Source organism: Pseudomonas sp. KCJK9000, assembly GCF_046230725.1.
GTDB classification, from domain to species: domain Bacteria; phylum Pseudomonadota; class Gammaproteobacteria; order Pseudomonadales; family Pseudomonadaceae; genus Aquipseudomonas; species Aquipseudomonas promysalinigenes.
In genome coordinates, this window is sequence record NZ_JBJJLN010000016.1 from 67363 (window position 1) to 89063 (window position 21701).

Consider the following 21701-nt stretch of genomic DNA (forward strand, 5'->3'; position numbering starts at 1 on the left):
GCTTTTCCCAACAGTTAGTGGAGAGATCACCTTGGTAGAGTACGTAGTTTCCCTCGATAAGCTCGGCGTCCATGATGTAGAGCACGTGGGGGGCAAGAACGCATCCCTGGGCGAGATGATCAGTAACCTCGTCGGTAAAGGCGTGTCGGTACCGGGCGGCTTTGCCACTACGGCTCAGGCATACCGCGACTTTCTCGAGCAAAGTGGCCTGAACGACAAGATCCACGCGGCCCTCGATGCCTTGGATGTGGACGACGTCAACGCCCTGGCCAAGACTGGCGCGCAAATCCGCCAATGGGTGATGGAGGCTGAATTCCCGGCACGCCTTGATTCGGAAATCCGAACCGCGTTCGCCGAAATGTCCAAGGGCAATGACAATATCGCTGTGGCCGTGCGTTCCTCGGCCACCGCCGAAGACCTGCCGGACGCTTCGTTCGCCGGTCAACAGGAAACCTTCCTGAATATCCGTGGCGTCGACAACGTGATCCGTGCGGCCAAGGAAGTGTTCGCCTCGCTGTTCAACGACCGTGCCATTGCCTATCGCGTCCACCAGGGCTTCGACCACAAGCTGGTGGCCCTGTCCGCAGGCGTGCAGCGCATGGTCCGCTCCGAAACCGGTACCGCTGGGGTGATGTTCACCCTCGACACCGAGTCGGGTTTCCGTGACGTGGTGTTCATCACCGGCGCCTATGGCCTGGGTGAAACCGTGGTGCAGGGTGCGGTCAACCCGGACGAATTCTACGTTCACAAGCAAACCCTCAAGGCTGGCCGCCCGGCCATCCTGCGCCGCAACCTGGGTAGCAAGGCCATCAAGATGGTCTATGGCGATGAAGCCAAGGCCGGCCGCTCGGTCAAGACCGTGGAAGTCGAGCGTGCCGAGCGCGCGCGTTTCTGCCTGAGCGACGAAGAAGTCAACGAGCTGGCCAAGCAGGCGATGATCATCGAAGAGCACTACCAGCGCCCGATGGACATCGAGTGGGCCAAGGATGGTGACGACGGCCAGCTGTACATCGTCCAGGCCCGCCCCGAGACCGTGAAGAGCCGCGCCAGCGCCAACGTCATGGAGCGTTACCTGCTCAAAGAAAAGGGCACCGTTCTGGTGGAAGGTCGCGCCATCGGCCAACGCATTGGTGCAGGCAAGGTGCGTGTGATCAACGACGTGTCCGAGATGGACAAAGTGCAGCCGGGCGACGTGCTGGTTTCCGATATGACCGACCCGGACTGGGAGCCTGTGATGAAGCGCGCCAGCGCCATCGTCACCAACCGCGGCGGGCGTACCTGCCACGCCGCTATCATCGCGCGTGAGCTGGGCATTCCAGCCGTAGTGGGTTGCGGCAACGCCACTCAGGTGCTCAAGGACGGTCAGGGCGTGACGGTGTCCTGTGCCGAGGGCGACACCGGTTTCATCTTCGAAGGTGAGCTGGGCTTTGACGTCAAGCAGAACTCGGTGGATGCCATGCCAGAGCTGCCGTTCAAAATCATGATGAACGTCGGCAACCCCGACCGTGCCTTCGACTTCGCCCAGTTGCCCAATGCCGGTGTTGGTTTGGCGCGCCTGGAGTTCATCATCAACCGTATGATCGGCGTGCACCCCAAGGCACTGCTGAACTACGCCGGGCTGCCACCGGAGCTTAAAGAGAGCGTCGACAAGCGTATCGCCGGTTACCACGACCCGGTCGGCTTCTATGTCGAAAAACTGGTGGAGGGTATCAGCACCTTGGCTGCGGCCTTCTACCCGAAAAAGGTCATCGTGCGCCTGTCGGACTTCAAGTCCAACGAGTACGCCAACCTGATCGGCGGAAAGCTTTACGAACCGGAAGAAGAAAACCCGATGCTGGGCTTCCGCGGGGCTTCGCGATACATCAGCGAGTCGTTCCGTGACTGCTTCGAGCTCGAGTGCCGAGCCCTGAAGCGCGTGCGCAACGAGATGGGTCTGACCAACGTCGAGATCATGGTGCCGTTCGTGCGGACCCTGGGCGAGGCCAGCCAGGTGGTCGATCTGCTGGCTGAAAACGGGTTGGCCCGTGGCGATAATGGTCTGCGCGTAATCATGATGTGCGAACTGCCGTCCAACGCGATCCTTGCCGAAGAGTTCCTCGAATATTTCGACGGTTTCTCCATCGGCTCCAACGACCTGACTCAGCTGACCCTGGGCCTGGACCGCGACTCTGGCATCATTGCCCACCTGTTCGATGAGCGAAACCCTGCGGTGAAGAAATTGCTGGCCAACGCCATTGCCGCGTGCAACAAGGCTGGCAAGTACATCGGCATCTGCGGTCAGGGCCCCTCGGACCACCCGGACCTGGCCAAGTGGCTGATGGAGCAGGGCATCGAAAGCGTGTCGCTGAACCCGGATTCGGTTCTTGAAACCTGGTTCTTCCTGGCCGAAGGCCAAGGCGCGGCCTGATACGGTAAATTGCGTGGGCGCATCTGGCGCGCCCACGCCTGGTTTTTTCCAGGGCGGGTTCCAGCGATGGATCACGCCTTTTTTGTGCATCAAGCAACCTTATGCAAAGCAGCAGCAATCTTTTTCCCGTGGCCTTGCTCAGTGCCGAGCGCCGCGGTGACCTCAGTGAAGACGTATACCGCATCAAAGCCGGCAACAGCCCCGACGCCAGCGTCGAATTGGCTGTGACCCGTCTGGGGCTGGCCGATCATGGCCGGGCCGAGGGGGTGCCGGTAATTCTGCTGCACGGTAGCTTCTCGAACCGGCGTTTCTGGTATTCGCCCAAGGGTATTGGCCTGGGCGCAGAACTGGCGCGGGCCGGGTTCGATGTATGGGTACCTGAGATGCGCGGGCATGGTTTATCGCCGCGCAACAATGCCTGGAAGCACAACAGCGTGAGCGACTACGCACGCTATGACTTGCCGTTGATCGCAGCATTCGTGGCTGAACAAACCGGGCAGGTTCCGCACTGGGTCGGCCACTCGCTGGGCGGTACGACGTTGGTCGCGGCCCTGGGTGGTGGCTACCTCAGGGCTGACCAAGTGGCCAGCCTCGCGTTGTTCGGTACCCAGGTCAGCCGGGTGTACTGGCCCTTGAAGGTGCCGCCGCTAACCTGGGGTGCGAAGCTGTTGCTCAAGCGTTGGGGGCAGATTTCGGGGCCGCGCTTCAAGCGTGGGCCGGAGGACGAGCCGATTGGCCTGGCCCTGGAGAGCATGCGTTGGCACGGCCTGTTTGGACGTTTTGGTGACAAACAGGGCGACTGGTGGGCGGGCTTGGCCGAGGTTGATGTGCCGCTATTGGCCGTGGCCGGGGCCGGCGACTTCCAGGACCCGGTGTGGGCCTGCCGTAAGCTGTTCGACCAGTTCGGTGGCGAGCGCAAGCAGTTCCTGCGCCTGGGCGTCGAACAGGGCTTCGAGGCCTTCGGTCACGTCGACATGCTGGTAAGCAAGGCGGCACAGGCGCAGGTCTGGCCGTTGGTGCAGCGCTGGTTGCGCGACCCGCTGGTCCCGGTACATGAATCGACGGTGGTGCGCGAGGCGGTGCCTGTCAGCTGAATACGTTTCACTGATACTCGATGCATGGCGGCTACGCGGGTTTTGGGGTTGTAAGGCCTCGTTTTGGTAGCAACTGGCTTGCCGACCTGCACCGGCCGCTTAGCGGGTAAACCCACGTATCAGGCTCGTTTGCATGCGTGCGCAGCATCTGTGGCGGCCGGCTCAACCGCGAAGAACCCAATGCGTGTGAAACATGACCTGCCGGTCTCGGATGACTATACCCGCGTCTACGGTGTAGCCTTGGCCAACACCCGCTTTCGTTGTGACTGACAGGAGCTTCCCATGCAGCATTACGTAACGCCCGACCTGTGTGACGCCTACCCGGACCTGGTCCAGGTGCTCGAACCTATGTTCAGCAACTTCGGTGGCCGTGATTCATTCGGTGGCCAGATCGTCACCATCAAATGCTTCGAAGACAACTCCCTGGTCAAAGAGCAGGTCGAGCTCGATGGCACTGGCAAAGTCCTGGTGGTCGATGGGGGAGGCTCGCTGCGTCGTGCGCTGCTCGGTGACATGCTCGCTGAAAAGGCAGCGAAAAATGGTTGGGAAGGCCTGGTGATCTATGGTTGCGTCCGCGATGTGGACGTGCTGATTCAGACCGACGTCGGGGTGCAAGCCTTGGCCAGCCATCCGATGAAAACCGACAAGCGCGGCATAGGCGACCTCAACGTGGCGGTCACTTTTGCAGGTGTCACTTTCCGCCCTGGTGAATACCTCTACGCCGACAACAATGGCGTGATCATCTCGCCAAGCCCACTGAAAATGCCGGAGTAACGCGCTGCTGGCGCTGATGGAGCTTTGATGTTCGAGGAAGACAACGCGCAGTGGGGGCTGGTGCATGCCCTGGTGCTCGATGGTGAAGGCGGCGCACGTGCTATTGCCCGCACCGAGCTGGACGGCCTGCAATTGCAGCCTCAGGAAAGCTTGTGGTTGCACTGGGATCGAAGTCATCCGCAAACGCGCAGTTGGCTGCTGCACGATAGTGGCTTGAGCGAGTTCGCTTGCGACTTGCTGCTCGAGGAAAACACCCGGCCGCGCTTGCTGCCTCAGCCCGGTGAACAACTGCTGTTGTTTTTGCGTGGGGTTAACCTCAATCCGGGCGCAGAGCCTGAGGACATGGTCTCGGTGCGCATCCATGCGCAGGCGCAGCGGGTAATCTCGCTGCGCTTGCGGCCGCTGCGTGCCAGCGATGAAGTGTTGCAGCAACTGGAGGAGGGTAGAGGGCCGAAATCGGCGTCCGAACTGTTGCTGCTGATGGGCGAACTGCTGACCGAGAAAGTCCAGAGCCTGGTCAGCGACCTTTCAGAACTGGTCGACCTTGAAGAGGAAAAAGTCGAGTCCGACGAGAGGTACACCCCGGAGCATGGCAGCCTGCAGCAAATCCGTCGCCGTGCGGCGGGCTTGCGGCGGTTTCTGGCGCCGCAGAGGGAGATCTATGCGCAGTTGTCGCGCAGCAAATGGAGCTGGTTCTGCGATGCCGACGCCGATTACTGGAACGAGCTCAACAACAGCCTTATCCGCTACCTCGAAGAGCTCGAACTGACCCGCGAACGGGCAGCGCTGGTGCTGGAGAGCGAGGATCGCCGCCTCAACGAGCGGATGAACCGCACCATGTACCGTTTCGGCATCATCACTTGCATCTTCCTGCCCATGAGTTTCATCACCGGGTTGCTGGGCATCAATGTCGGTGGAATACCCGGGGCGAGTAACCCTTACGGCTTTTTATTGGCGTGCATCGTGGTGTTGGCGCTGGCCGTGGGGCAGTGGTGGTTGTTCCGGCGGTTGCGTTGGGTATGAAGGTGCCGAGCAATCTTGAACCATTCGTTGCAGTGCGATGTGTGACCCATCGCCCGGCCATCTCGTCTCTGACTGACAATGCGCGAGGTGCCCATGCACGATCCGTTTGAACAATCTTTGCGTGACCTGCTCAACGCATCGCCCTCCGGTGAGGAGCGAGACGATGCCGCGTGCCTGGGTCGCGTGCTGAAAACCGCCAACCGCCAGGTCGGTGCCGGCGATCTGTTCAGCCTGCTTGGCCGCTGGAGCCAGGCATTGCTGATCGCCGTGAACAATGGCTCGGCGCACGTCGCGCCGGTGCGTCGACACTCTACCCGCAACGCTGCCGCTGGCAGCAAAGCAGATAAGGCCGATTGAATATGGAACTCGATCTCTGGACCCAGAGCCTGGTCACTGCGATGACCGCCCTATGGACCAAGGTAGCGAACTTCATCCCCAACCTGTTCGGCGCGCTGGTCGTGGTGCTGCTCGGTTTCGTCGTGGCCAAGCTGCTCGACACGCTGCTTTCCAAACTGCTGGCCAAGTTCGGCCTGGACCGCCTGATGGCGGGCACCGGGTTGACCAAGATGCTTGGCAGGGTTGGCATCCAGGTGCCGATCTCGACGCTGATCGGCAAGATCGTCTACTGGTTCGTGCTTCTGATCTTCCTGGTTTCGGCCGCTGAATCCCTCGGTCTTGAGCGGGTTTCGGCCACTCTGGACATGCTTGCTTTATACCTGCCCAAGGTATTTGGCGCAGCGCTGGTGCTGCTGGCCGGCGTGCTGTTGGCGCAGGTGGCCAATGGTTTAGTGCGTGGCGCTGCCGAGGGTATCGGCTTGGAATACTCCGCCGGCCTTGGGCGTATCACCCAGGGCCTGGTGATCATCATCAGCATCTCGGTGGCGATCAGCCAGCTCGAGGTCAAGACCGACCTGCTCAACCATGTGATCGTCATCGGGCTGATTACCGTTGGTCTGGCCGTTGCGCTGGCGATGGGCCTCGGCAGCCGCGAAATCGCCGGGCAAATTTTGGCGGGCATTTATGTGCGTGAACTGTTCCAGGTCGGCCAGCAAGTGCGCGTTGGAGAGGTCGAAGGCATGATCGAGGAGATCGGCACGGTCAAGACGACCCTGCTGACCGATGAGGGTGAGTTGGTGTCGCTGTCCAATCGCGTGCTCCTTGAGCAGCGAGTCAACAGCCGCTAACCGCACAAAAGCTGTTAATGTATGCCGCCGCGAAATCAGCCCAAGGGGGCTGAGCGGCGACATTGACCTGACTGTCGGCCAGACCTGTTTTGAATAAAGTTCATTCGCCGCCCATGCGTTATGACCCCCGCGAACTCACCGACGAGGAGTTGGTGGCGCGTTCGCATGAGGAGCTGTATCACGTTACCCGCGCCTATGAGGAGCTCATGCGGCGCTACCAGCGGACCCTTTTCAACGTCTGTGCGCGTTACCTAGGGAACGACCGCGATGCTGATGATGTCTGTCAGGAGGTGATGCTGAAGGTGCTGTATGGCCTGAAGAACTTCGAGGGTAAGTCCAAGTTCAAGACCTGGCTCTACAGCATTACCTACAACGAATGCATTACCCAGTACCGCAAGGAGCGTCGAAAACGCCGGTTGATGGATGCCTTGAGCCTGGACCCTATAGAAGAGGCGTCCGAGGAAAAGGCTCCGAAACCGGAAGAAAAAGGCGGGCTGGACAGGTGGCTGGTGCATGTGAACCCGATCGATCGGGAAATTCTGGTGCTGCGTTTTGTCGCAGAGCTGGAGTTCCAGGAGATCGCCGACATTATGCACATGGGCTTGAGCGCGACGAAAATGCGCTACAAGCGCGCCCTAGACAAGCTTCGTGAGAAATTTGCCGGATTGGATGAAACTTAGTCCGCAGCAAATATCTCTAACGAATCGGCGAGTTCTGCTAGACTTGCCGTCGAGTTGTCCCCCCGGATTGGTGGGACTGCTTAACTATCACCAGATGGGGATTTAACGGATGAAACTGAAAAACACCTTGGGCTTGGCCATTGGCTCGCTCGTCGCTGCTACTTCGTTCGGCGTTATGGCTCAAGGCCAAGGCGCGGTCGAAATCGAAGGCAACGTGACCAAGCAGTACTACGACAGCGAGCGTAACTTCAAGAACGACGGCACCAACCCTGGTGTTCGTCTGGGTTACTTCCTGACTGACGACGTATCCCTGGACCTGGGCTACAACGAAACTCACAACGCCCGTGGCGAAGTCTTCAACAAGAACATCAAAGGTTCGAAGGCCAAGCTGGACGCTACCTACCACTTCGGTACCGTTGGCGACGCTCTGCGTCCATACGTATCGGCTGGCTTCGCTCACGAGAGCCTGGGCCAAGCCACTCGTAACGGCCGTGACCACTCCACCTTCGCCAACGTTGGCGCTGGCGCCAAGTGGTACATCACCGACATGTTCTTCGCCCGTGCTGGCGTTGAAGCCAACTACAACATCGACAGCGGCTACACCGAGTGGGGTCCGTCGGTTGGTGTTGGTCTGAACTTCGGTGGCAGCGGTGGCAAAGCTCCAGCTCCAGCACCAGCTCCGGTTGCTGAAGTTTGCTCCGACTCGGACAACGACGGCGTTTGCGACAACGTCGACAAGTGCCCAGACACCCCAGCCAACGTTACCGTTGACGCTGATGGCTGCCCGGCTGTTGCCGAAGTCGTTCGCGTTGAGCTGGACGTCAAGTTCGACTTCGACAAGTCGGTCGTCAAGCCAAACAGCTACGGCGACATCAAGAACCTGGCTGACTTCATGAAGCAGTACCCACAAACCACCACCGTGGTTGAAGGTCACACTGACTCCGTAGGTCCAGACGCTTACAACCAGAAGCTGTCCGAGCGTCGTGCCAACGCTGTCAAGCAAGTGCTGACCCAGCAGTACGGCGTTGAGTCGAGCCGCGTTCAATCGGTAGGCTACGGCGAAACCCGTCCGGTTGCTGATAACGCCACCGAAGAAGGCCGCGCTATCAACCGTCGCGTTGAAGCTCAGGTAGAAGCCCAGGCCAAGTAATTGGTTTGATGCTTCAACGAAAAACCCGGCCGAGGCCGGGTTTTTCTTTGCCTGTAATTCGTGTGGCTGGCGCCGTGGCCGGCCTTTCGCGCTTACCCCTTAGCAGCGCGCAGAGCAGCACCAGGTTAAGCAGCAGCGATACCATGGCTAAGGTTCGTCAGGCTCTAGGTGGCTCATCTTCAAGCAGCTGGCATGAGCGACCAAGTCAATGCTGGCCTTCACCACGCTCGATCAGCGGCGCTGAGTAGCGGCGACCACCACCGAAGCACAATCGGTCAGCTCCATGGAGCCGACGTTGAGGCTGTTTTTTCCGGCGCATCGCTGCCCTGTACCCAGGCCAGAGGCGGTGTACTCAAGCATCAACCTGCCCGTTCTGACTAAGCAGTAGGCAAGTGAAGTAGCACCCCATGTGCCAAGCCCCTGTCATGCAAAGCCAGTGCTGGCTATAATCGCTGCCTCACTCACCCCGAGCCTTTCTCACCCATGTATAACCTGGCACGCCAGCTGCTGTTCAAGCTTTCCCCGGAAACCTCTCATGACCTGTCCCTGGACCTGATCGGCGCCGGTGGCCGGCTTGGGCTCAATGGCATGCTCTGCAAGCAGCCGGCTGCGTTGCCGGTGACCGTGATGGGGTTGAACTTCGCCAACCCGGTGGGGCTGGCAGCGGGCCTGGACAAGAATGGCGCGGCCATCGACGGTTTTGCCCAGTTGGGCTTTGGTTTCGTCGAAATCGGCACCGTAACTCCGCGCCCGCAGCCAGGTAATCCCAAGCCGCGGCTGTTCCGCCTGCCGCAGGCGACCGCGATCATCAATCGCATGGGCTTCAACAACCTGGGTGTCGACCACCTGCTCGAGCGCGTGCGTGCATCGCGTTACACCGGCGTACTGGGTATCAACATCGGCAAGAACTTCGATACTCCAGTCGAGCGCGCAGTCGACGACTACCTGATCTGTCTGGACAAGGTTTACACCCAAGCCAGCTACATCACCGTGAATGTCAGCTCGCCAAATACCCCGGGCCTGCGTAGTCTGCAGTTCGGCGATTCGCTCAAGCAACTGCTCGATGCCTTGGCCGAACGACGTGAGCAGTTGGCTGCACAACATGGCAAGCGGGTACCTCTGGCAATCAAGATTGCCCCGGACATGAGCGATGAGGAAACTGCATTGGTGGCCTCGGCGCTGATGGCCTCGGGCATGGACGCGGTAATCGCCACCAACACCACGTTGAGCCGCGAAGGGGTCGAAGGCTTAGAGTTCGGTGCTGAGGCCGGTGGGCTGTCCGGTGCTCCGGTACTGCACAAGAGCACGCACATCGTGAAAGTGCTGGCTGGTGAGCTGGGTGGGAAGCTGCCGATCATCGCCGCTGGCGGCATTACCGAAGGCCGTCATGCAGCCGAGAAAATCGCAGCAGGCGCGAGCCTGGTGCAAATCTACTCGGGCTTCATTTACAGGGGGCCGCAGCTGATACGCGAAGCGGTAGATGCGATCGCGGCGATGCCCAAGGCCTGAGGCAAACACAAAAAAGGGCCCCATCAAGGGGCCCCTGGGCCGAAGCCCGCCGCCCGGATGGGGCGCGCATGGTGACTCGAATTCAGTGTCCTCGTTCAGCCAACGGCGTGATTTTCGTTGAGTCTATGGATGCCAGCGGTGCCAGTCATGCCGTCCCAGTTATCGCCGCGACCTTCGCGCCAGCCATTGATCCAGGCTTGACGTACCGAAGGAAGTGTAAACGGGCAAAGTTCGCGGGATTTGCCGGTGACCCCATATTGGTAGCCACGTGAATATGCTCTTTCCAACGGATCACGCTTAAGTCTTCTCATAGGGTGTTGCCCTCACTTGTTGACTGTAATGTCCCGTCGGCCTCTCCGAGGCCGGGCAGAGTCTTTCTGCCGGTTTGCGCTCGCTGCCGGCGTGGCGAGCTGAATGTGCCGCCTCGTTGCGAAGCGGCCTGAGACCAGTTCTAACGAATGCAGGTCACGGTGTGAATGATCGATTTGTCATAAGGACGTAACCTTTCCTAGGGTGAAGGGATAAGTAAATAAATGCGACTCAACCCTATTTGCGGTTTGGCCCGCACACATCGGGGTTTTGCGGAACCTTGACGTCATTTCGCCAGCGTTGCGATGGGGGCGAAGAAATATCTAGTAATGCGACGAAGGGTCACGCTGGCTCCGTAGTTCGTAGAAATTATCTGTGCTGCCTGATGATCTAAGCTGTTCTTGCTACCTGGCGAGCGGCGGATCGAACAGGCGGCCTGGCCACCCGGCTGCAATTAAGCAGCAAGGTTTGGCCACTCGGATGCCTGCTCAAAGGGTATTCGGGCAAACATCGGCAAGGCGATGCGTCGCCTTGTCACTTACATAGCCCAAGGCGCTGGAAAACTCATGTCGGATCGTTTCGAACTCTATCTCACCTGCCCCAAAGGCCTCGAAGGCCTGCTTGCCGAAGAGGCCCGCGGCCTTGGCCTCGATGATGTACGCGAGCACACCTCGGCCATCCGCGGCGAGGCCGACATGGAAACTGCCTACCGCCTGTGCCTATGGTCGCGCTTGGCCAACCGAGTGTTGCTGGTGCTCAAACGCTTCTCGATGAAGAATGCCGATGACCTTTACGATGGCGTGCACGCTGTCGACTGGGCCGACCACCTGGCTGCCGACGGTACGCTGGCCGTGGAGTTCAGTGGCCACGGCTCAGGTATCGACAATACCCATTTCGGGGCGCTGAAGGTCAAGGACGCCATCGTCGACAAGTTGCGTAACCGTGAGGGCCTGCGCCCATCGGTTGAGAAGCTCGACCCGGATGTACGTGTGCATCTGCGCCTCGACCGAGGCGAGGCCATTCTCTCTCTCGATCTGTCTGGGCACAGCCTGCACCAGCGTGGGTATCGCCTGCAGCAAGGCGCCGCGCCGCTGAAGGAAAACCTCGCGGCTGCCGTGCTGATCCGCGCTGGCTGGCCACGTATCGCTGCCCAAGGCGGCGCCTTGGCCGACCCGATGTGCGGTGTAGGTACTTTCCTGGTGGAGGCTGCGATGATCGCTGCCGATATTGCGCCCAACCTCAAGCGTGAGCGCTGGGGTTTCAGCGCCTGGCTCGGCCATGTGCCAGCGACCTGGCGTAAAGTGCACGAACAAGCGCAGGCCCGTGCGCAGGCTGGCCTTGCCAAGCCACCGCTGTGGATTCGCGGCTATGAGGCTGACCCGCGGCTGATCCAGCCGGGGCGTAATAACGTCGAGCGCGCAGGCCTTGGCGATTGGGTCAAGATTTACCAAGGTGAAGTCAGCACCTTCGAGCCGCGCCCGGACCAGAACCAGAAAGGCCTGGTCATCAGCAACCCACCGTATGGTGAGCGCCTGGGTGACGAAGCCAGCCTGTTGTACCTGTATCAGAACCTCGGTGAACGCTTGCGCCAGGCTTGCATGGGGTGGGAAGCAGCGGTGTTCACCGGCGCACCCGAACTGGGCAAGCGCATGGGTATCCGCAGCCACAAACAATATGCCTTCTGGAACGGCGCCTTGCCGTGCAAGCTGTTGCTGTTCAAAGTGCAGCCTGACCAGTTCGTCACTGGTGAACGCCGCGAAGCTCAGCCCGAACAGGGCCAGGACCGCCGCCCTGCGGCAGTCGCCAGCGTGCCGGCACGCCTATCCGAAGGCGCGCAGATGTTCGCCAACCGATTGCAGAAAAACCTCAAGCAGCTCGGTAAGTGGGCGCGTCGGGAGCAGGTCGACTGCTACCGTCTTTACGATGCCGATATGCCTGAATACGCCCTGGCGGTCGACCTGTATCACGACTGGGTGCATGTGCAGGAATACGCAGCGCCCCGCTCGATCGACCCGGACAAGGCACAGGGACGCTTGCTCGATGCCCTGGCTGCAATCCCCCAGGCCCTTGGCATTGATCCTCAACGTGTCGTGCTCAAGCGCCGTGAGCGCCAGAGCGGCACCCGTCAGTACGAGCGTCAGGCCACTGAAGGGCGTTTCCAGGAGGTCAATGAAGGCGGTGTGAAACTGCTGGTCAACCTCACTGACTACCTCGATACCGGGCTTTTCCTCGATCATCGCCCCATGCGCATGCGTATCCAGCGTGAGGCCGACGGCAAGCGTTTTCTCAACCTGTTCTGTTACACGGCCACGGCCACTGTGCATGCAGCCAAGGGCGGTGCGCGCAGTACCACTAGTGTCGACCTGTCGAAAACCTACCTGGACTGGGCGCGCCGCAATTTGTCGCTGAACGGCTTTTCCGAGCGTAACCGGCTGGAGCAGGGCGATGTAATGGCCTGGCTTGAAGCCAACCGCGACAGCTACGATCTGATCTTCATCGACCCGCCAACTTTCTCGAACTCCAAGCGCATGGAAGGTGTGTTCGACGTTCAGCGCGACCATGTGCAACTGCTTGATCTGGCAATGGCTCGTCTGGCGCCGGGGGGGGTCCTATATTTCTCCAACAACTTCCGCAAGTTCCAGCTTGATGAGCACTTGAGCACGCGCTATGTGGTCGAGGAAATCAGCGCTCAGACGCTGGACCCGGACTTCGCGCGCAACAACCGCATTCACCGCGCCTGGCGCTTGCAATTGCGCTAAGTCGAAAAGGCGCGTTGCGCGCTTAGTGGCCAATAGCTATAACTCAGCTGAGGGCCGAGATTTCGCAGGACGCTGACGTGATGAGATTGATCTATGTCGAAGTGGGGCGTACGTGCGAAGGTGTTGGGCCTATGCAGCGAGGCATTGGCTGGCTGGGCGGTGGCGTTGGTGGCGTTGGTGGCCGGTGCTCTGCTGACGGCGGGCCTGGCCTTGGCTGCCCAGGCACTTTACAAGCAACAGCTGCGTCAGCGCTTCGAGCTGCTGGCCGCTGAACGTCAAAGCCGGATTGCCGAACGCTTCGACGATCAGGAGCAGCGCCTGGACGGGTTGCGGCGTTTTTTCACCTACTCCAAGGATATTACGCCAAGCGAGTTCGACGGCTATGCCCGAGCCTTGCTGCAACGAACCCAGGCTTATTCCTGGGCACCGCGAGTAGAGGCGTCGCAACGACGTGAGTTCGAGCGCCAGGCCAGTGACTGGCTTGGCCTCGATTACCAGATACGCCAGCTTGATGCCTCGGGTAATTGGCAGTCGGCACCTGCGCGGGATCACTACTACCCGGTGCTCTACACCCAGGCCGATGCCTTGCAAGGGCAACCTTACGGGCTCGACCTGCGCAGCCAGCCGGCACGTGAGCAGACCTTGGCGCGGGCGGTGCATCCAGGCAGTATGGCGGTTTCTGCACCGCTGGACATGCTTAGTGTTGCGCCGCAGTTCAGCCGTGGGGTGATGATCGTGGCTCCGGTGTTTTCCGATGCTCAGCCCGATGGCCCCCCGCAAGGCTATGTCATGGCGCTGATGAACATGCGCCAATTGCTCACTGAGGGCCTTCCGGCCGCCGCCGATGACAACCTGGTAGTGCGCATCACCGACCCGACTGGGCGCGGTGGTCATGAAGTGCTGTTCGACTCGCAGAGCCCGGTGGCGGCACTTAGCATGGTCAGCACTCAGTTGCTGCACCTGGCCGATCACGCTTTCCAGCTGGACATTCGCCCTAGCCAGGCCTTTCAGAAGGCCAACCAGTCTTCGGCAGCTTTTGCCGTTACGCTACTGGGTGGTTTGTTGAGCCTGTTGCTGAGCACGCTTCTTTACAGTCTGTTCAGTCAACGCCAGCGCGCCTTGGCGCTGGTCGAACAGCGCACGGCGCAGTTGCAGATCAGCGAGCAGTCGTTGCGCGAAACCCACAACCGGCTGCGCAGCGTGCTGGATGCGGCAACGCAGGTAGCGATCATCGCCACTAGCCTCAAGGGCGTTATCAGCACCTTCAACACAGGTGCCGAGCGCATGCTTGGTTATTCGGCCAATCAAGCCATCGGGCATCTGCAACTTGAGGATCTGGTGTTGCCTGAGGAGCTGAACCAGCGGGCCCAAGCTTTGAGCACCCGTTACGGGCGCCAAATCACCGGTGGGCAGGCGATGTTTGCCGAAACCATCCACGGGAGCAGCGGTGAGCCGGTCGAGTGGACCTTGGTGCGTAAGGATGGCAGCCATTTACAAGCCAACATGCTGGTCACCGCCGTGCTCGATGAGCAGGGGCTCTGGGTAGGCTACCTGGCCATCTGCATCGACGTCACCGAGCGACGACGTGTGCTGGAGGCGTTGGCCATGCGTGATCGTCTACTGGAGAAACTCAGCGCGCAAGTACCGGGGGGGATCTATCAGTATCGGCTGGATGCCGACGGGCACTCCTGCTTCCCCTACGCGAGCCAAGGGCTGTTCGATATCTACGAAATCGACCTGCAGCTGCTGCGCAAGGATGCTACGGCGGTATTCGAGCGCATTCATCCTGACGATCTGGAGCGTGTGCGCCGCTCGGTGCGTTACTCCGCCGAACACCTGTGCGCGTGGCGCGAAGAGTACCGGGTGTGCCTGCCGCGCGCTGGGCTGCGCTGGGTGCGTGGCGAGGCGACCCCAGAGCCTGGCGAAGATGGTTGCACGCTGTGGCATGGCTACCAGACCGATATTTCTGATCTCAAAGGGGTCGAGGAAGAGTTGCGTGCTTTGTCGATTACCGACTCATTGACTGGCATACATAACCGCCGTTATTTCCAGGAGCGCTTGAGGGCCGAACTTGAACGCGCCCAGCGTGGCGGGCTGGACTTAGCCGTCATCATGCTCGACATCGATCATTTCAAGCGGATCAATGATCACCATGGCCATGCCGTGGGTGACTTAGTGCTTCGACGTTTGTGCCAGCGCATTGCTCAGCGGTTGCGCCGTACTGATGTGTTCTGCCGCTTGGGGGGCGAGGAGTTCATGGTGCTGTGCCCGGGCAGCAACGCAGAACAGGCACGGGTGCTGGCCATGGAGCTGTGGCAAGCGGTGCGTAGCGTGCCCATTGAAGGAGTGGGCAAGGTCACCGCGAGCTTCGGTGTTGCTGGCTGGCGCGAAGGAGAGGGCGCTGATGCCTTGCTGTTGCGTGCCGACGCTGGGGTGTATGCGGCCAAGCAGGCTGGCCGGGACAGAGTTGAACCCGAGCTGACCTGACAGACGCATGTGCTTGCACCGGTAGTTTCGCGGGTAAACCCGCTCCTTCACGTGAACAACTGCGCTGTAATGCGCAGCTGTTAGTGCCGGAGCGGGTTTGGCCGCGAAGAGCCCGGCCCAAGCAGGCGTATCAAGGCGCTGCTGCAGTTGTGTTGTTGTTCAATTTCGGTTGGCGATACAGGTCCAGCAGAACCTGGTCGAGCACCTGCGAGGCGCCCCAGGGTTTCGGGTCGTTAAGGATCGCTGCTACTGCCCAGGTCTTACCATTGCTGTCGCGGCTGAAGCCGGCGATGGCTCGCACGGTGTTCAGGGTACCGGTCTTGATATGGCCCTCACCCGCCATGGCAGTGCGCTTGAGGCGCTTGCGCATGGTGCCATCCATGCCTACCAGCGGCATCGAGCTGATGAACTCGGCCGAGTAGGGGCTGTTCCACGCCGCTTGCAGTAGCGCGGCCATCTCGCGGGTGCTGACCCGCTCGGCGCGGGACAGGCCTGAGCCGTTCTCCATCACCAGATGTGGAGCGGTGATCCCTTTTTTCGCCAGCCACTGGCGTACCACACGCTGCGCGGCCCGTGCGTCGTCGCCATCGGCGTCGGTGCGGAACTGCGCGCCCAGGCTGAGGAACAGCTGCCTGGCCATGGTGTTGTTGCTGTATTTGTTGATGTCGCGGATCACTTCCACCAGGTCCGGTGAGAAAGCACGTGCCAGCAGGCGTGCGCTCTTGGGCACGTTTTCTACGCGATCGCGGCCCTGGATGCTGCCACCAAGCTCGTTCCAGATTGCCCGCACGGCCCCGGCAGCGTAGGTCGGGTGGTCCAGCAAGGACAAATAGGTCTGCGAGTTGCAGCCATCGGCCAGCTGACCGGTGACGGTCACACTGACGCCGTCAGCCTGCTGCACAGGGTTGTAGCGTACGTCGCCGCTGCATTGCTTGCCTGCCACGGCCTTGACCTGGTTGTCGATGCGAATGCTTGCGATCGGTGGTTCCACGGCAACGGTAACTTTGCCTCCATCGTTGCGAGCGACGAAGCGCAGAGCCTTGAGGTTGATCATCAGGGAATCGGGCTTGACTAGAAACGGCTTGTTGACGTCGCCGCCGTCATCATCGAACTGGGGCAGGTTGGGTTGCACGAAATGGCTGCGGTCCAGTACCAGGTCGCCGGTGACGGTGCGCACGCCATTGGCGCGCAGGTCACGCATCAGCAGCCAGAGCTTCTCCATGTTCAGTTTGGGGTCGCCGCCGCCCTTGAGGTACAGGTTGCCATTGAGCACACCATTGCTAAGGGTGCCATCGGTGTAGAACTCGGTTTTCCATTGAAAGGTCGGGCCGAGTAATTCAAGGGCGGCGTAAGTGGTGACCAGCTTCATGGTCGAGGCCGGGTTCACCGATACATCGGCATTGAACACGGTCGCAGTGCCCGGGCCATTCAACGGCAGCATCACCAGCGAGAGGGCGCTGTCCTGTAACTTGTTGGCCTTGAGCGCCTGCTGAACCTTGGGCGGCAGGTTGGTATTGACGGCGGCAGCCTGGCTGGGTAGCGCGAGGGGCAGCAGCAGGCTGGCAAGAACGAGAGGGCGGAGCTGTTTGATCATAAGAAGTAAACACCCTGCAGACGAGGGAAAAAGACACAGGGGCTGTAAGAGATGATCGCCCCAGGATGAAATATAGAGCGCATTATGCCCCAAGCGCAGCGTTGATGTGCCACGTTCGACGGAAAAGCGCCTTTGTAGCGCGGAAACTGTTAAAGTGCCGCGCGTAATTACTTAAGAGGATTGTTTCATGGCTACCAACCGTTCCCGTCGTCTACGCAAGAAGCTGTGCGTGGATGAATTCCAGGAATTGCTAGAGCGGCCGTAACACGCAAAATCCTGCCAAAAATGCACCACAATCCTCTCCGCTCTCCGCTCTCCGCTCTCCGCTCTCCGCTCTCCGCTCTCCGCCCGTTGATTCATTCCAGAAAATACATAGGTGCGGATTTATGTTGCACCCCCGGTGTGTGCTAGGGCCTCAGAGCCAACCACAATTCAATGCGACTGAAGCAAGCAGCTAAGGAAGCTAACCCTGGAAGTACAGGCACCCTGGTGCGGTTCCCCGCCTGGTCGTTCGTCACCCTGTATTCCGAAGCCCCATAGTCACCGATGCTGCATATACAGTGAGGCCCGCAGCAACCATGATCCCATCTCACCATGGTGGTCTCTTTCAGTCTTGATCTGTTAGGTCGAGGCTCTGGACATACTTTGCTGCGCTTGTAGGCACCTTCTCTAGCTCAACATCTTGCTGAGGAAACGCTGCACGGTCGATTTTGACACGCCGAGCTCCTGAGCGATCTCCGAGTTCGACTTGCCGGCCTCCTTCAAAAGGGGAGCGCGTTCGAGTGCTTTCTGAATATCTGGGGTAGCAGGTCGACCAGTGCGTCGTGCGGGCTGCGTGATGATTGCCTCAATGGCCCCGTCCTGTTTGAGAGCGTCGAGCTTGGACGAGATTCGTTTGAGCGCAACGTCAACAGGTTCGCCAGAGTGAGCAGAGTGTGCGAGAAGGAGTAGGAGAGCGGCATCGACCTCGAGCATGGAGGCAACGTTCGAAAGAGTCTCCATCGTCACGTTAGTCTTGCCACGCTCGATGCGATTTCTCTCTTTCCGACCGATCATGGTCAGGTCGTCCTGCGTCATTTTTCGGTTTTGTCGCAAGGCTCTGACAACCGCCGCAAGGGCCTCGCTGAGAGACATGTTCATCATCCGTAAAAGACAGGATGAAGCCACATTGCATCGACCCATAAAACGTCCTATAATGCCCGTTAAGGGTCGGTAGCAACTATTCCGTACGCGCAGCAATCTTGCGAGGTAGCTCTGCATCCTGAACTTGGTTGGCTTCAATATATGCCATAAATTGACAAAAGTTAGGTGAACGCAGATTCGGTATTGTTAGAACCAGCTAGCTTCGATTGCGGAATTAAAGAATACGGTTGGCGTCAGTCATTCAACTGCGCGGTGCTCGGTTTGGGCTGAGCGACTCGCGCTGGGCCTTAATGCTAGAAAAGAGATAGCATAATGTTTGTTAGTCACGAGTCGTGGAGGTCTGATGCATCAGCGCTGCTTGGAGAAGAGCATAGCTGTATGAAGATCGTAGAGTGGCAGAGTCTTTATCACTATTATCAGGTGGTCGTGAAGGAGGTGGTTGGTCGGAGAGAGCAAATTCGCCTGTACCTAATAAGTGATGTTGATATATTAGACAGCGTCCTCGAAAAACAGTGTGATGACTTTGAAGTGGTGGACGTGCTTTTGGTGAGTCCAGGTTGGATGAACGGTACAAGTGGGTGGGCTACCGATAAGGTGCTAAGTTTGATCGTGGGTCGCGGCGAGTCTGGTGGAAAAGTCAGCTTGCACAAGGTTGCGGATGGTGTTGTTTATACGTCTCCTGCTGGAGGGAAGATTGATACTCTTCAGGAAGAGGATTTCAAGATTCTAATTTGATTGTGCGGATCGGATGTGGATTTTGATTTGTAAAATTAATCTCTAGCGTTAAAGGCCAGGCACGCTGCGCAGGCTTGCGTGAATCAGCGAAATATCCGCTGTAATGTGGGCGGCAGTGTGGTGGGAGATTTGTTCAGTAAACGTCGGGGGTGTCATGATCTACTCAGTCCGACCGAATTCAATAAAGCCCGACGATGTGGTTCTCTTTTTAGATTTTGACGGTGTGCTTCATCCGGATGCAGCTTTTCGTACAAGATACGGTATTGAGCTTAGAGCAGCGGGCGAGCTGATGATGCATGCACCTATCCTGTATTCCGTGTTGCAGGTGTTCCCGAGCGTCAAAATCTGTTTATCAACGTCTTGGGTGAGGATGCTCGGGTATCAAAGGGCTCGTGATGCACTGCCTAAAAACTTACGAGATCGTACGGTGTCAGCGACATGGCATTCACGCATGCGAGATACGGCACGGGAAGGATATGACCTGTTCAGCCGCTACGAACAGATCTGTGGTGCGGTGACTCGTGCTGGGATCACGCGTTGGGTTGCGATTGATGACGATCCGGAATTTAGTTGGCCAGAGCATGACTAAAGGCTCGTGAGGTGTGACCCTAATTTAGGCCTCGGTAGTGAGCAGACACAAAACGAACTGCGGGCCAAGCTACAACTTCTCTTCGTTTAGAGGTTGGGATGAGGATCAGTTCAGAGACAGAGCCAGCGGAAGTGGTTGATGTCGTTTGCGACGTCTGCGGAGAGTCTACGCATGTAGGCGATGGGCATCAATTTGCGACTTTGCAGGCCTCTTGGGGCCAAGGTTCAATGCACAGTGGTGAGGACTATGAACTTCACCTATGTGAGGGCTGCTTTTTCATCCAGGTAACAGGCATGAAGCGCATGAGATGGCTAGGTGTCATGTTCGAAGATGAAGGCGACGAAGTATTGCAGGATGAAACGTACGGACGTGTTGGTAAGGGGCATGGGCTGAATGGTAACGAGAAAGGGTGAGCCTTTCTATTGAAGCGACTCATAGACTGTCGAGGTGCTGCATGGGTAAGAAGCGAGTTACATTGTCAACGTGCAAAGTGGATCAAAATCACGCAGTGACCTGGCCTTCATCTGTAGCGAAAGCTAAGCAGACGGATTTTGGTGTCCCCGTAACTGCCTACATATCTGCGGCTGCATATGGAGCAGGAGATATGTACTTAGAAGGTGTAGTTTTCGGTGATCGAGAAGGGCGCTTCGATGACGGTGATACAATACGCACGTCGATTATCATGAGTAGCGAGACTATTGGCGGCTTCTTGGTTGTGCAGACGTTAAGCAGTCTACATGTGGTCTGTGATTTCCTCGGGGGGAGATTTTCTGATACTTCAATTGCTAATCACTAATCCCTTTTGAATATTTTGGCGTGGCCTCACGGCGCGGCTGTCGTGAATCAAACCACGGGTGAGCCGAGGAGAAAACGATTGAAAGCTTTGGCTCCCTGACTGATGTGGATCTTCTCCAGCAACTTGCGATTAGTGGGGCAATCGCAAGCGCCCTTAGCCCACGGGAAAGACAGGATGTGACCAGAGACACAGTTGTATTGTGTCAGACCGATACTACGAAGACGCGAACGAAAAAACGCGCGTTGGGAGTTAGAAGCTCCCACAGGCCAAATCGAGCTATGGTTCGTTGCGAACCGGGCCCTCCGGCTCATCAATGCGGGCATTTTCCCTTGCCACCTGCGAGCCACGACGATTCTTCCCCACGTTCGCCCATTGGTGCTAGCTTGCTGCGGCTGTATCCACTGTTCTGATCACCTTTGCAAGGAGCTGGAATGCGCTCTCAGGTTACACCCCATACAATCCCGGAGTTGGCATCAGACCTCGAGGCAGCGCTTGAGTGGGTTAGCTCGGTCGGCTTCCCGGTCGAGCGTGGCAGAATCGATGACTATCGGCGTATTTTGTTGAAATTAAATGATGATTTCGATGAGAAGCGGTGGGGTGATGTTAGCGACCAGGCGCAGATGAAACGACTGTGCACAGTGTTGCTTGAGGTGCGTGAAATCGTATCTATCTACCGTGGCTTGTCGATCGATAGCGATCCGGATGGCTTAAGCGAATTCCGCCACTACGTCAAAGGCCCTTTCAGCGCGGTCGATGAGCTACACAAGAACGCATCGAATAAGGCACGAAACACTGGTTTTGAGCTCTACCTCACCGCTCTGTGCGCTTTCGCGAAGCTAAAGCCGACGTATCAGACGGATGCTGACCTGTGTTTTCAACATGGCGACCATACCTATTTCGTTGAAGCGAAACGACCGATGTTCTCAACCTCGATGCATGCGGTCATCAAGGATGCGAACAAGCAGCTGACCCGTCGGCTTGCAGGCGTAGAGGGAGGAAAGGCGAGGGGGTTGATCGCTCTGGATCTTTCCAAGGTAATCAACCCACATGACCGAGTTTTACCGGTTCTCGATGCTGCACACCTCGACCGTATGATGAACATCGAAACGTCAGAACGTATCGAGCAGCTCCAGGGCGAATGGCACAAAAATAGAGCAACCGGGACGGTGGGGGTGCTCTTGTGTTTCAAGCTGCTGACTCAATTCGGGCCCGAGGGTGACCTGAACACGCTTCGCTGGATCAGCTTTGTGAAGTTTGGCGATTACCCAGGGCTGGCCGACCTAGGCTCCCGTCTACAAGGTGTGATTAGGCAAATTTGCTGATTCTGAATTGACCACGATTGTACGTTGCTCAGAAAAGCGGATTAGGCCGGCCGTGGGCTGGAAAAGGCGACTCGATGCTCAGGTGTGCGAATCTGCGAAAAGAGCTCAAAAAATCTCCGTAGTCAGATAGCCATCACCGGCATTTT

18 protein-coding genes and 1 pseudogene are annotated in these 21701 nt (G+C 58.5%); 15 read left to right on the plus strand and 4 right to left on the minus strand.

Annotation, left to right across the window (positions count from 1 at the left end; all coding sequences use genetic code 11):
- Nucleotides 1–31 precede the first annotated feature (31 nt).
- The 8 genes from ppsA (at nucleotide 32) to ACK59H_RS09940 (ending at nucleotide 8312) form a co-directional block, all read left to right on the plus strand.
- Nucleotides 32–2407, plus strand: a complete 2376-nt coding sequence (ppsA, locus tag ACK59H_RS09905; protein ID WP_060477732.1) for a phosphoenolpyruvate synthase — start codon at nucleotides 32–34, stop codon at nucleotides 2405–2407.
- A 101-nt stretch (nucleotides 2408–2508) separates the two neighbouring features.
- Nucleotides 2509–3501: an alpha/beta fold hydrolase gene (locus ACK59H_RS09910; protein WP_060477731.1), complete on the plus strand. Its 993-nt coding sequence runs from the start codon at nucleotides 2509–2511 to the stop codon at nucleotides 3499–3501.
- A gap of 282 nt (nucleotides 3502–3783) precedes the next feature.
- Nucleotides 3784–4275 (plus strand): ribonuclease E activity regulator RraA, encoded by a 492-nt coding sequence (gene rraA / locus ACK59H_RS09915; RefSeq protein WP_060477730.1) that lies wholly within the window; start codon nucleotides 3784–3786, stop codon nucleotides 4273–4275.
- A 27-nt stretch (nucleotides 4276–4302) separates the two neighbouring features.
- The gene (locus tag ACK59H_RS09920) at nucleotides 4303–5298 is read left to right on the plus strand and encodes a zinc transporter ZntB (RefSeq protein ID WP_060477729.1); all 996 of its coding nucleotides are present in this window, start codon (nucleotides 4303–4305) and stop codon (nucleotides 5296–5298) included.
- A gap of 93 nt (nucleotides 5299–5391) precedes the next feature.
- Complete coding sequence (locus ACK59H_RS09925; protein ID WP_060477728.1) at nucleotides 5392–5655, plus strand: hypothetical protein; 264 nt, start codon at nucleotides 5392–5394, stop codon at nucleotides 5653–5655.
- Nucleotides 5656–5657: 2 nt separating this feature from the next.
- Nucleotides 5658–6482, plus strand: a complete 825-nt coding sequence (locus tag ACK59H_RS09930) for a mechanosensitive ion channel family protein (RefSeq protein ID WP_060477727.1) — start codon at nucleotides 5658–5660, stop codon at nucleotides 6480–6482.
- 113 nt (nucleotides 6483–6595) lie between these two features.
- Entirely contained in the window at nucleotides 6596–7162 is a 567-nt protein-coding gene (gene sigX / locus ACK59H_RS09935) for an RNA polymerase sigma factor SigX (RefSeq protein ID WP_060477726.1), read from the plus strand.
- A 109-nt stretch (nucleotides 7163–7271) separates the two neighbouring features.
- The gene (locus tag ACK59H_RS09940) at nucleotides 7272–8312 is read left to right on the plus strand and encodes an OmpA family protein (protein ID WP_060477725.1); all 1041 of its coding nucleotides are present in this window, start codon (nucleotides 7272–7274) and stop codon (nucleotides 8310–8312) included.
- Nucleotides 8313–8543: 231 nt separating this feature from the next.
- Here the strand turns inward: ACK59H_RS09940 and ACK59H_RS09945 are convergent, their stop codons facing one another.
- On the minus strand, nucleotides 8544–8672 hold the full coding sequence (locus ACK59H_RS09945) for a hypothetical protein (RefSeq protein WP_269057870.1): 129 nt from the start codon (nucleotides 8670–8672) through the stop codon (nucleotides 8544–8546).
- Nucleotides 8673–8795: 123 nt separating this feature from the next.
- Between ACK59H_RS09945 and ACK59H_RS09950 the strand changes: the two genes are divergently transcribed.
- Entirely contained in the window at nucleotides 8796–9821 is a 1026-nt protein-coding gene (locus tag ACK59H_RS09950) for a quinone-dependent dihydroorotate dehydrogenase (protein WP_060477724.1), read from the plus strand.
- Nucleotides 9822–9916: 95 nt separating this feature from the next.
- Here ACK59H_RS09950 and rmf read toward each other — a convergent pair whose 3' ends face one another.
- Nucleotides 9917–10132: a ribosome modulation factor gene (gene rmf / locus ACK59H_RS09955; protein WP_079227119.1), complete on the minus strand. Its 216-nt coding sequence runs from the start codon at nucleotides 10130–10132 to the stop codon at nucleotides 9917–9919.
- A 564-nt stretch (nucleotides 10133–10696) separates the two neighbouring features.
- Between rmf and rlmKL the strand changes: the two genes are divergently transcribed.
- A complete protein-coding gene (gene rlmKL / locus ACK59H_RS09960; protein WP_409264423.1) occupies nucleotides 10697–12889 on the plus strand; it encodes a bifunctional 23S rRNA (guanine(2069)-N(7))-methyltransferase RlmK/23S rRNA (guanine(2445)-N(2))-methyltransferase RlmL in 2193 nt (730 codons plus the stop codon).
- Nucleotides 12890–12982: 93 nt separating this feature from the next.
- On the plus strand, nucleotides 12983–15376 hold the full coding sequence (locus tag ACK59H_RS09965; protein ID WP_060477722.1) for a diguanylate cyclase: 2394 nt from the start codon (nucleotides 12983–12985) through the stop codon (nucleotides 15374–15376).
- Nucleotides 15377–15506: 130 nt separating this feature from the next.
- Here ACK59H_RS09965 and dacB read toward each other — a convergent pair whose 3' ends face one another.
- Nucleotides 15507–16970 (minus strand): D-alanyl-D-alanine carboxypeptidase/D-alanyl-D-alanine-endopeptidase, encoded by a 1464-nt coding sequence (gene dacB, locus ACK59H_RS09970; protein ID WP_060477721.1) that lies wholly within the window; start codon nucleotides 16968–16970, stop codon nucleotides 15507–15509.
- A 187-nt stretch (nucleotides 16971–17157) separates the two neighbouring features.
- On the opposite strand from dacB, the pseudogene ACK59H_RS09975 reads away from it, so the two are divergent.
- A pseudogene (locus tag ACK59H_RS09975) lies at nucleotides 17158–17220 on the plus strand (hypothetical protein); the annotation flags it as partial.
- Nucleotides 17221–17639: 419 nt separating this feature from the next.
- On the opposite strand, the gene ACK59H_RS09980 reads toward ACK59H_RS09975, so the two are convergent.
- On the minus strand, nucleotides 17640–18104 hold the full coding sequence (locus ACK59H_RS09980; RefSeq protein ID WP_060477720.1) for a transcriptional regulator: 465 nt from the start codon (nucleotides 18102–18104) through the stop codon (nucleotides 17640–17642).
- Between the two features lie 387 nt (nucleotides 18105–18491).
- Here ACK59H_RS09980 and ACK59H_RS09985 point away from each other — a divergent pair, with 387 nt between their 5' ends.
- The 3 genes from ACK59H_RS09985 to ACK59H_RS09995 all read left to right on the plus strand — a co-directional run bounded on the left by ACK59H_RS09985 (nucleotide 18492) and on the right by ACK59H_RS09995 (nucleotide 21555).
- The gene (locus tag ACK59H_RS09985) at nucleotides 18492–18848 is read left to right on the plus strand and encodes a hypothetical protein (RefSeq protein WP_155500255.1); all 357 of its coding nucleotides are present in this window, start codon (nucleotides 18492–18494) and stop codon (nucleotides 18846–18848) included.
- A gap of 154 nt (nucleotides 18849–19002) precedes the next feature.
- Nucleotides 19003–19437, plus strand: coding sequence for an HAD domain-containing protein (locus ACK59H_RS09990; protein ID WP_155500254.1), 435 nt, complete (start codon nucleotides 19003–19005; stop codon nucleotides 19435–19437).
- Nucleotides 19438–20664: 1227 nt separating this feature from the next.
- A complete protein-coding gene (locus tag ACK59H_RS09995; RefSeq protein ID WP_060477716.1) occupies nucleotides 20665–21555 on the plus strand; it encodes a hypothetical protein in 891 nt (296 codons plus the stop codon).
- The last annotated feature ends 146 nt before the right edge of the window (nucleotides 21556–21701 follow it).

What these genes read in the sequence shown, in the direction of transcription:
- ACK59H_RS09910 (WP_060477731.1), top strand. Translation starts at nt 2,509, where the DNA reads ATGCAAAGCAGCAGCAATCTTTTTCCCGTGGCCTTGCTCAGTGCCGAG.
- rraA (WP_060477730.1), top strand. Translation starts at nt 3,784, where the DNA reads ATGCAGCATTACGTAACGCCCGACCTGTGTGACGCCTACCCGGACCTG.
- ACK59H_RS09920 (WP_060477729.1), top strand. Translation starts at nt 4,303, where the DNA reads ATGTTCGAGGAAGACAACGCGCAGTGGGGGCTGGTGCATGCCCTGGTG.
- ACK59H_RS09925 (WP_060477728.1), top strand. Translation starts at nt 5,392, where the DNA reads ATGCACGATCCGTTTGAACAATCTTTGCGTGACCTGCTCAACGCATCG.
- ACK59H_RS09930 (WP_060477727.1), top strand. Translation starts at nt 5,658, where the DNA reads ATGGAACTCGATCTCTGGACCCAGAGCCTGGTCACTGCGATGACCGCC.
- sigX (WP_060477726.1), top strand. Translation starts at nt 6,596, where the DNA reads ATGCGTTATGACCCCCGCGAACTCACCGACGAGGAGTTGGTGGCGCGT.
- ACK59H_RS09940 (WP_060477725.1), top strand. Translation starts at nt 7,272, where the DNA reads ATGAAACTGAAAAACACCTTGGGCTTGGCCATTGGCTCGCTCGTCGCT.
- ACK59H_RS09945 (WP_269057870.1), bottom strand. Translation starts at nt 8,672, where the DNA reads ATGCTTGAGTACACCGCCTCTGGCCTGGGTACAGGGCAGCGATGCGCC.
- ACK59H_RS09950 (WP_060477724.1), top strand. Translation starts at nt 8,796, where the DNA reads ATGTATAACCTGGCACGCCAGCTGCTGTTCAAGCTTTCCCCGGAAACC.
- rmf (WP_079227119.1), bottom strand. Translation starts at nt 10,132, where the DNA reads ATGAGAAGACTTAAGCGTGATCCGTTGGAAAGAGCATATTCACGTGGC.
- rlmKL (WP_409264423.1), top strand. Translation starts at nt 10,697, where the DNA reads ATGTCGGATCGTTTCGAACTCTATCTCACCTGCCCCAAAGGCCTCGAA.
- ACK59H_RS09965 (WP_060477722.1), top strand. Translation starts at nt 12,983, where the DNA reads ATGTCGAAGTGGGGCGTACGTGCGAAGGTGTTGGGCCTATGCAGCGAG.
- dacB (WP_060477721.1), bottom strand. Translation starts at nt 16,970, where the DNA reads ATGATCAAACAGCTCCGCCCTCTCGTTCTTGCCAGCCTGCTGCTGCCC.
- ACK59H_RS09980 (WP_060477720.1), bottom strand. Translation starts at nt 18,104, where the DNA reads ATGTCTCTCAGCGAGGCCCTTGCGGCGGTTGTCAGAGCCTTGCGACAA.
- ACK59H_RS09985 (WP_155500255.1), top strand. Translation starts at nt 18,492, where the DNA reads ATGAAGATCGTAGAGTGGCAGAGTCTTTATCACTATTATCAGGTGGTC.
- ACK59H_RS09990 (WP_155500254.1), top strand. Translation starts at nt 19,003, where the DNA reads ATGATCTACTCAGTCCGACCGAATTCAATAAAGCCCGACGATGTGGTT.
- ACK59H_RS09995 (WP_060477716.1), top strand. Translation starts at nt 20,665, where the DNA reads ATGCGCTCTCAGGTTACACCCCATACAATCCCGGAGTTGGCATCAGAC.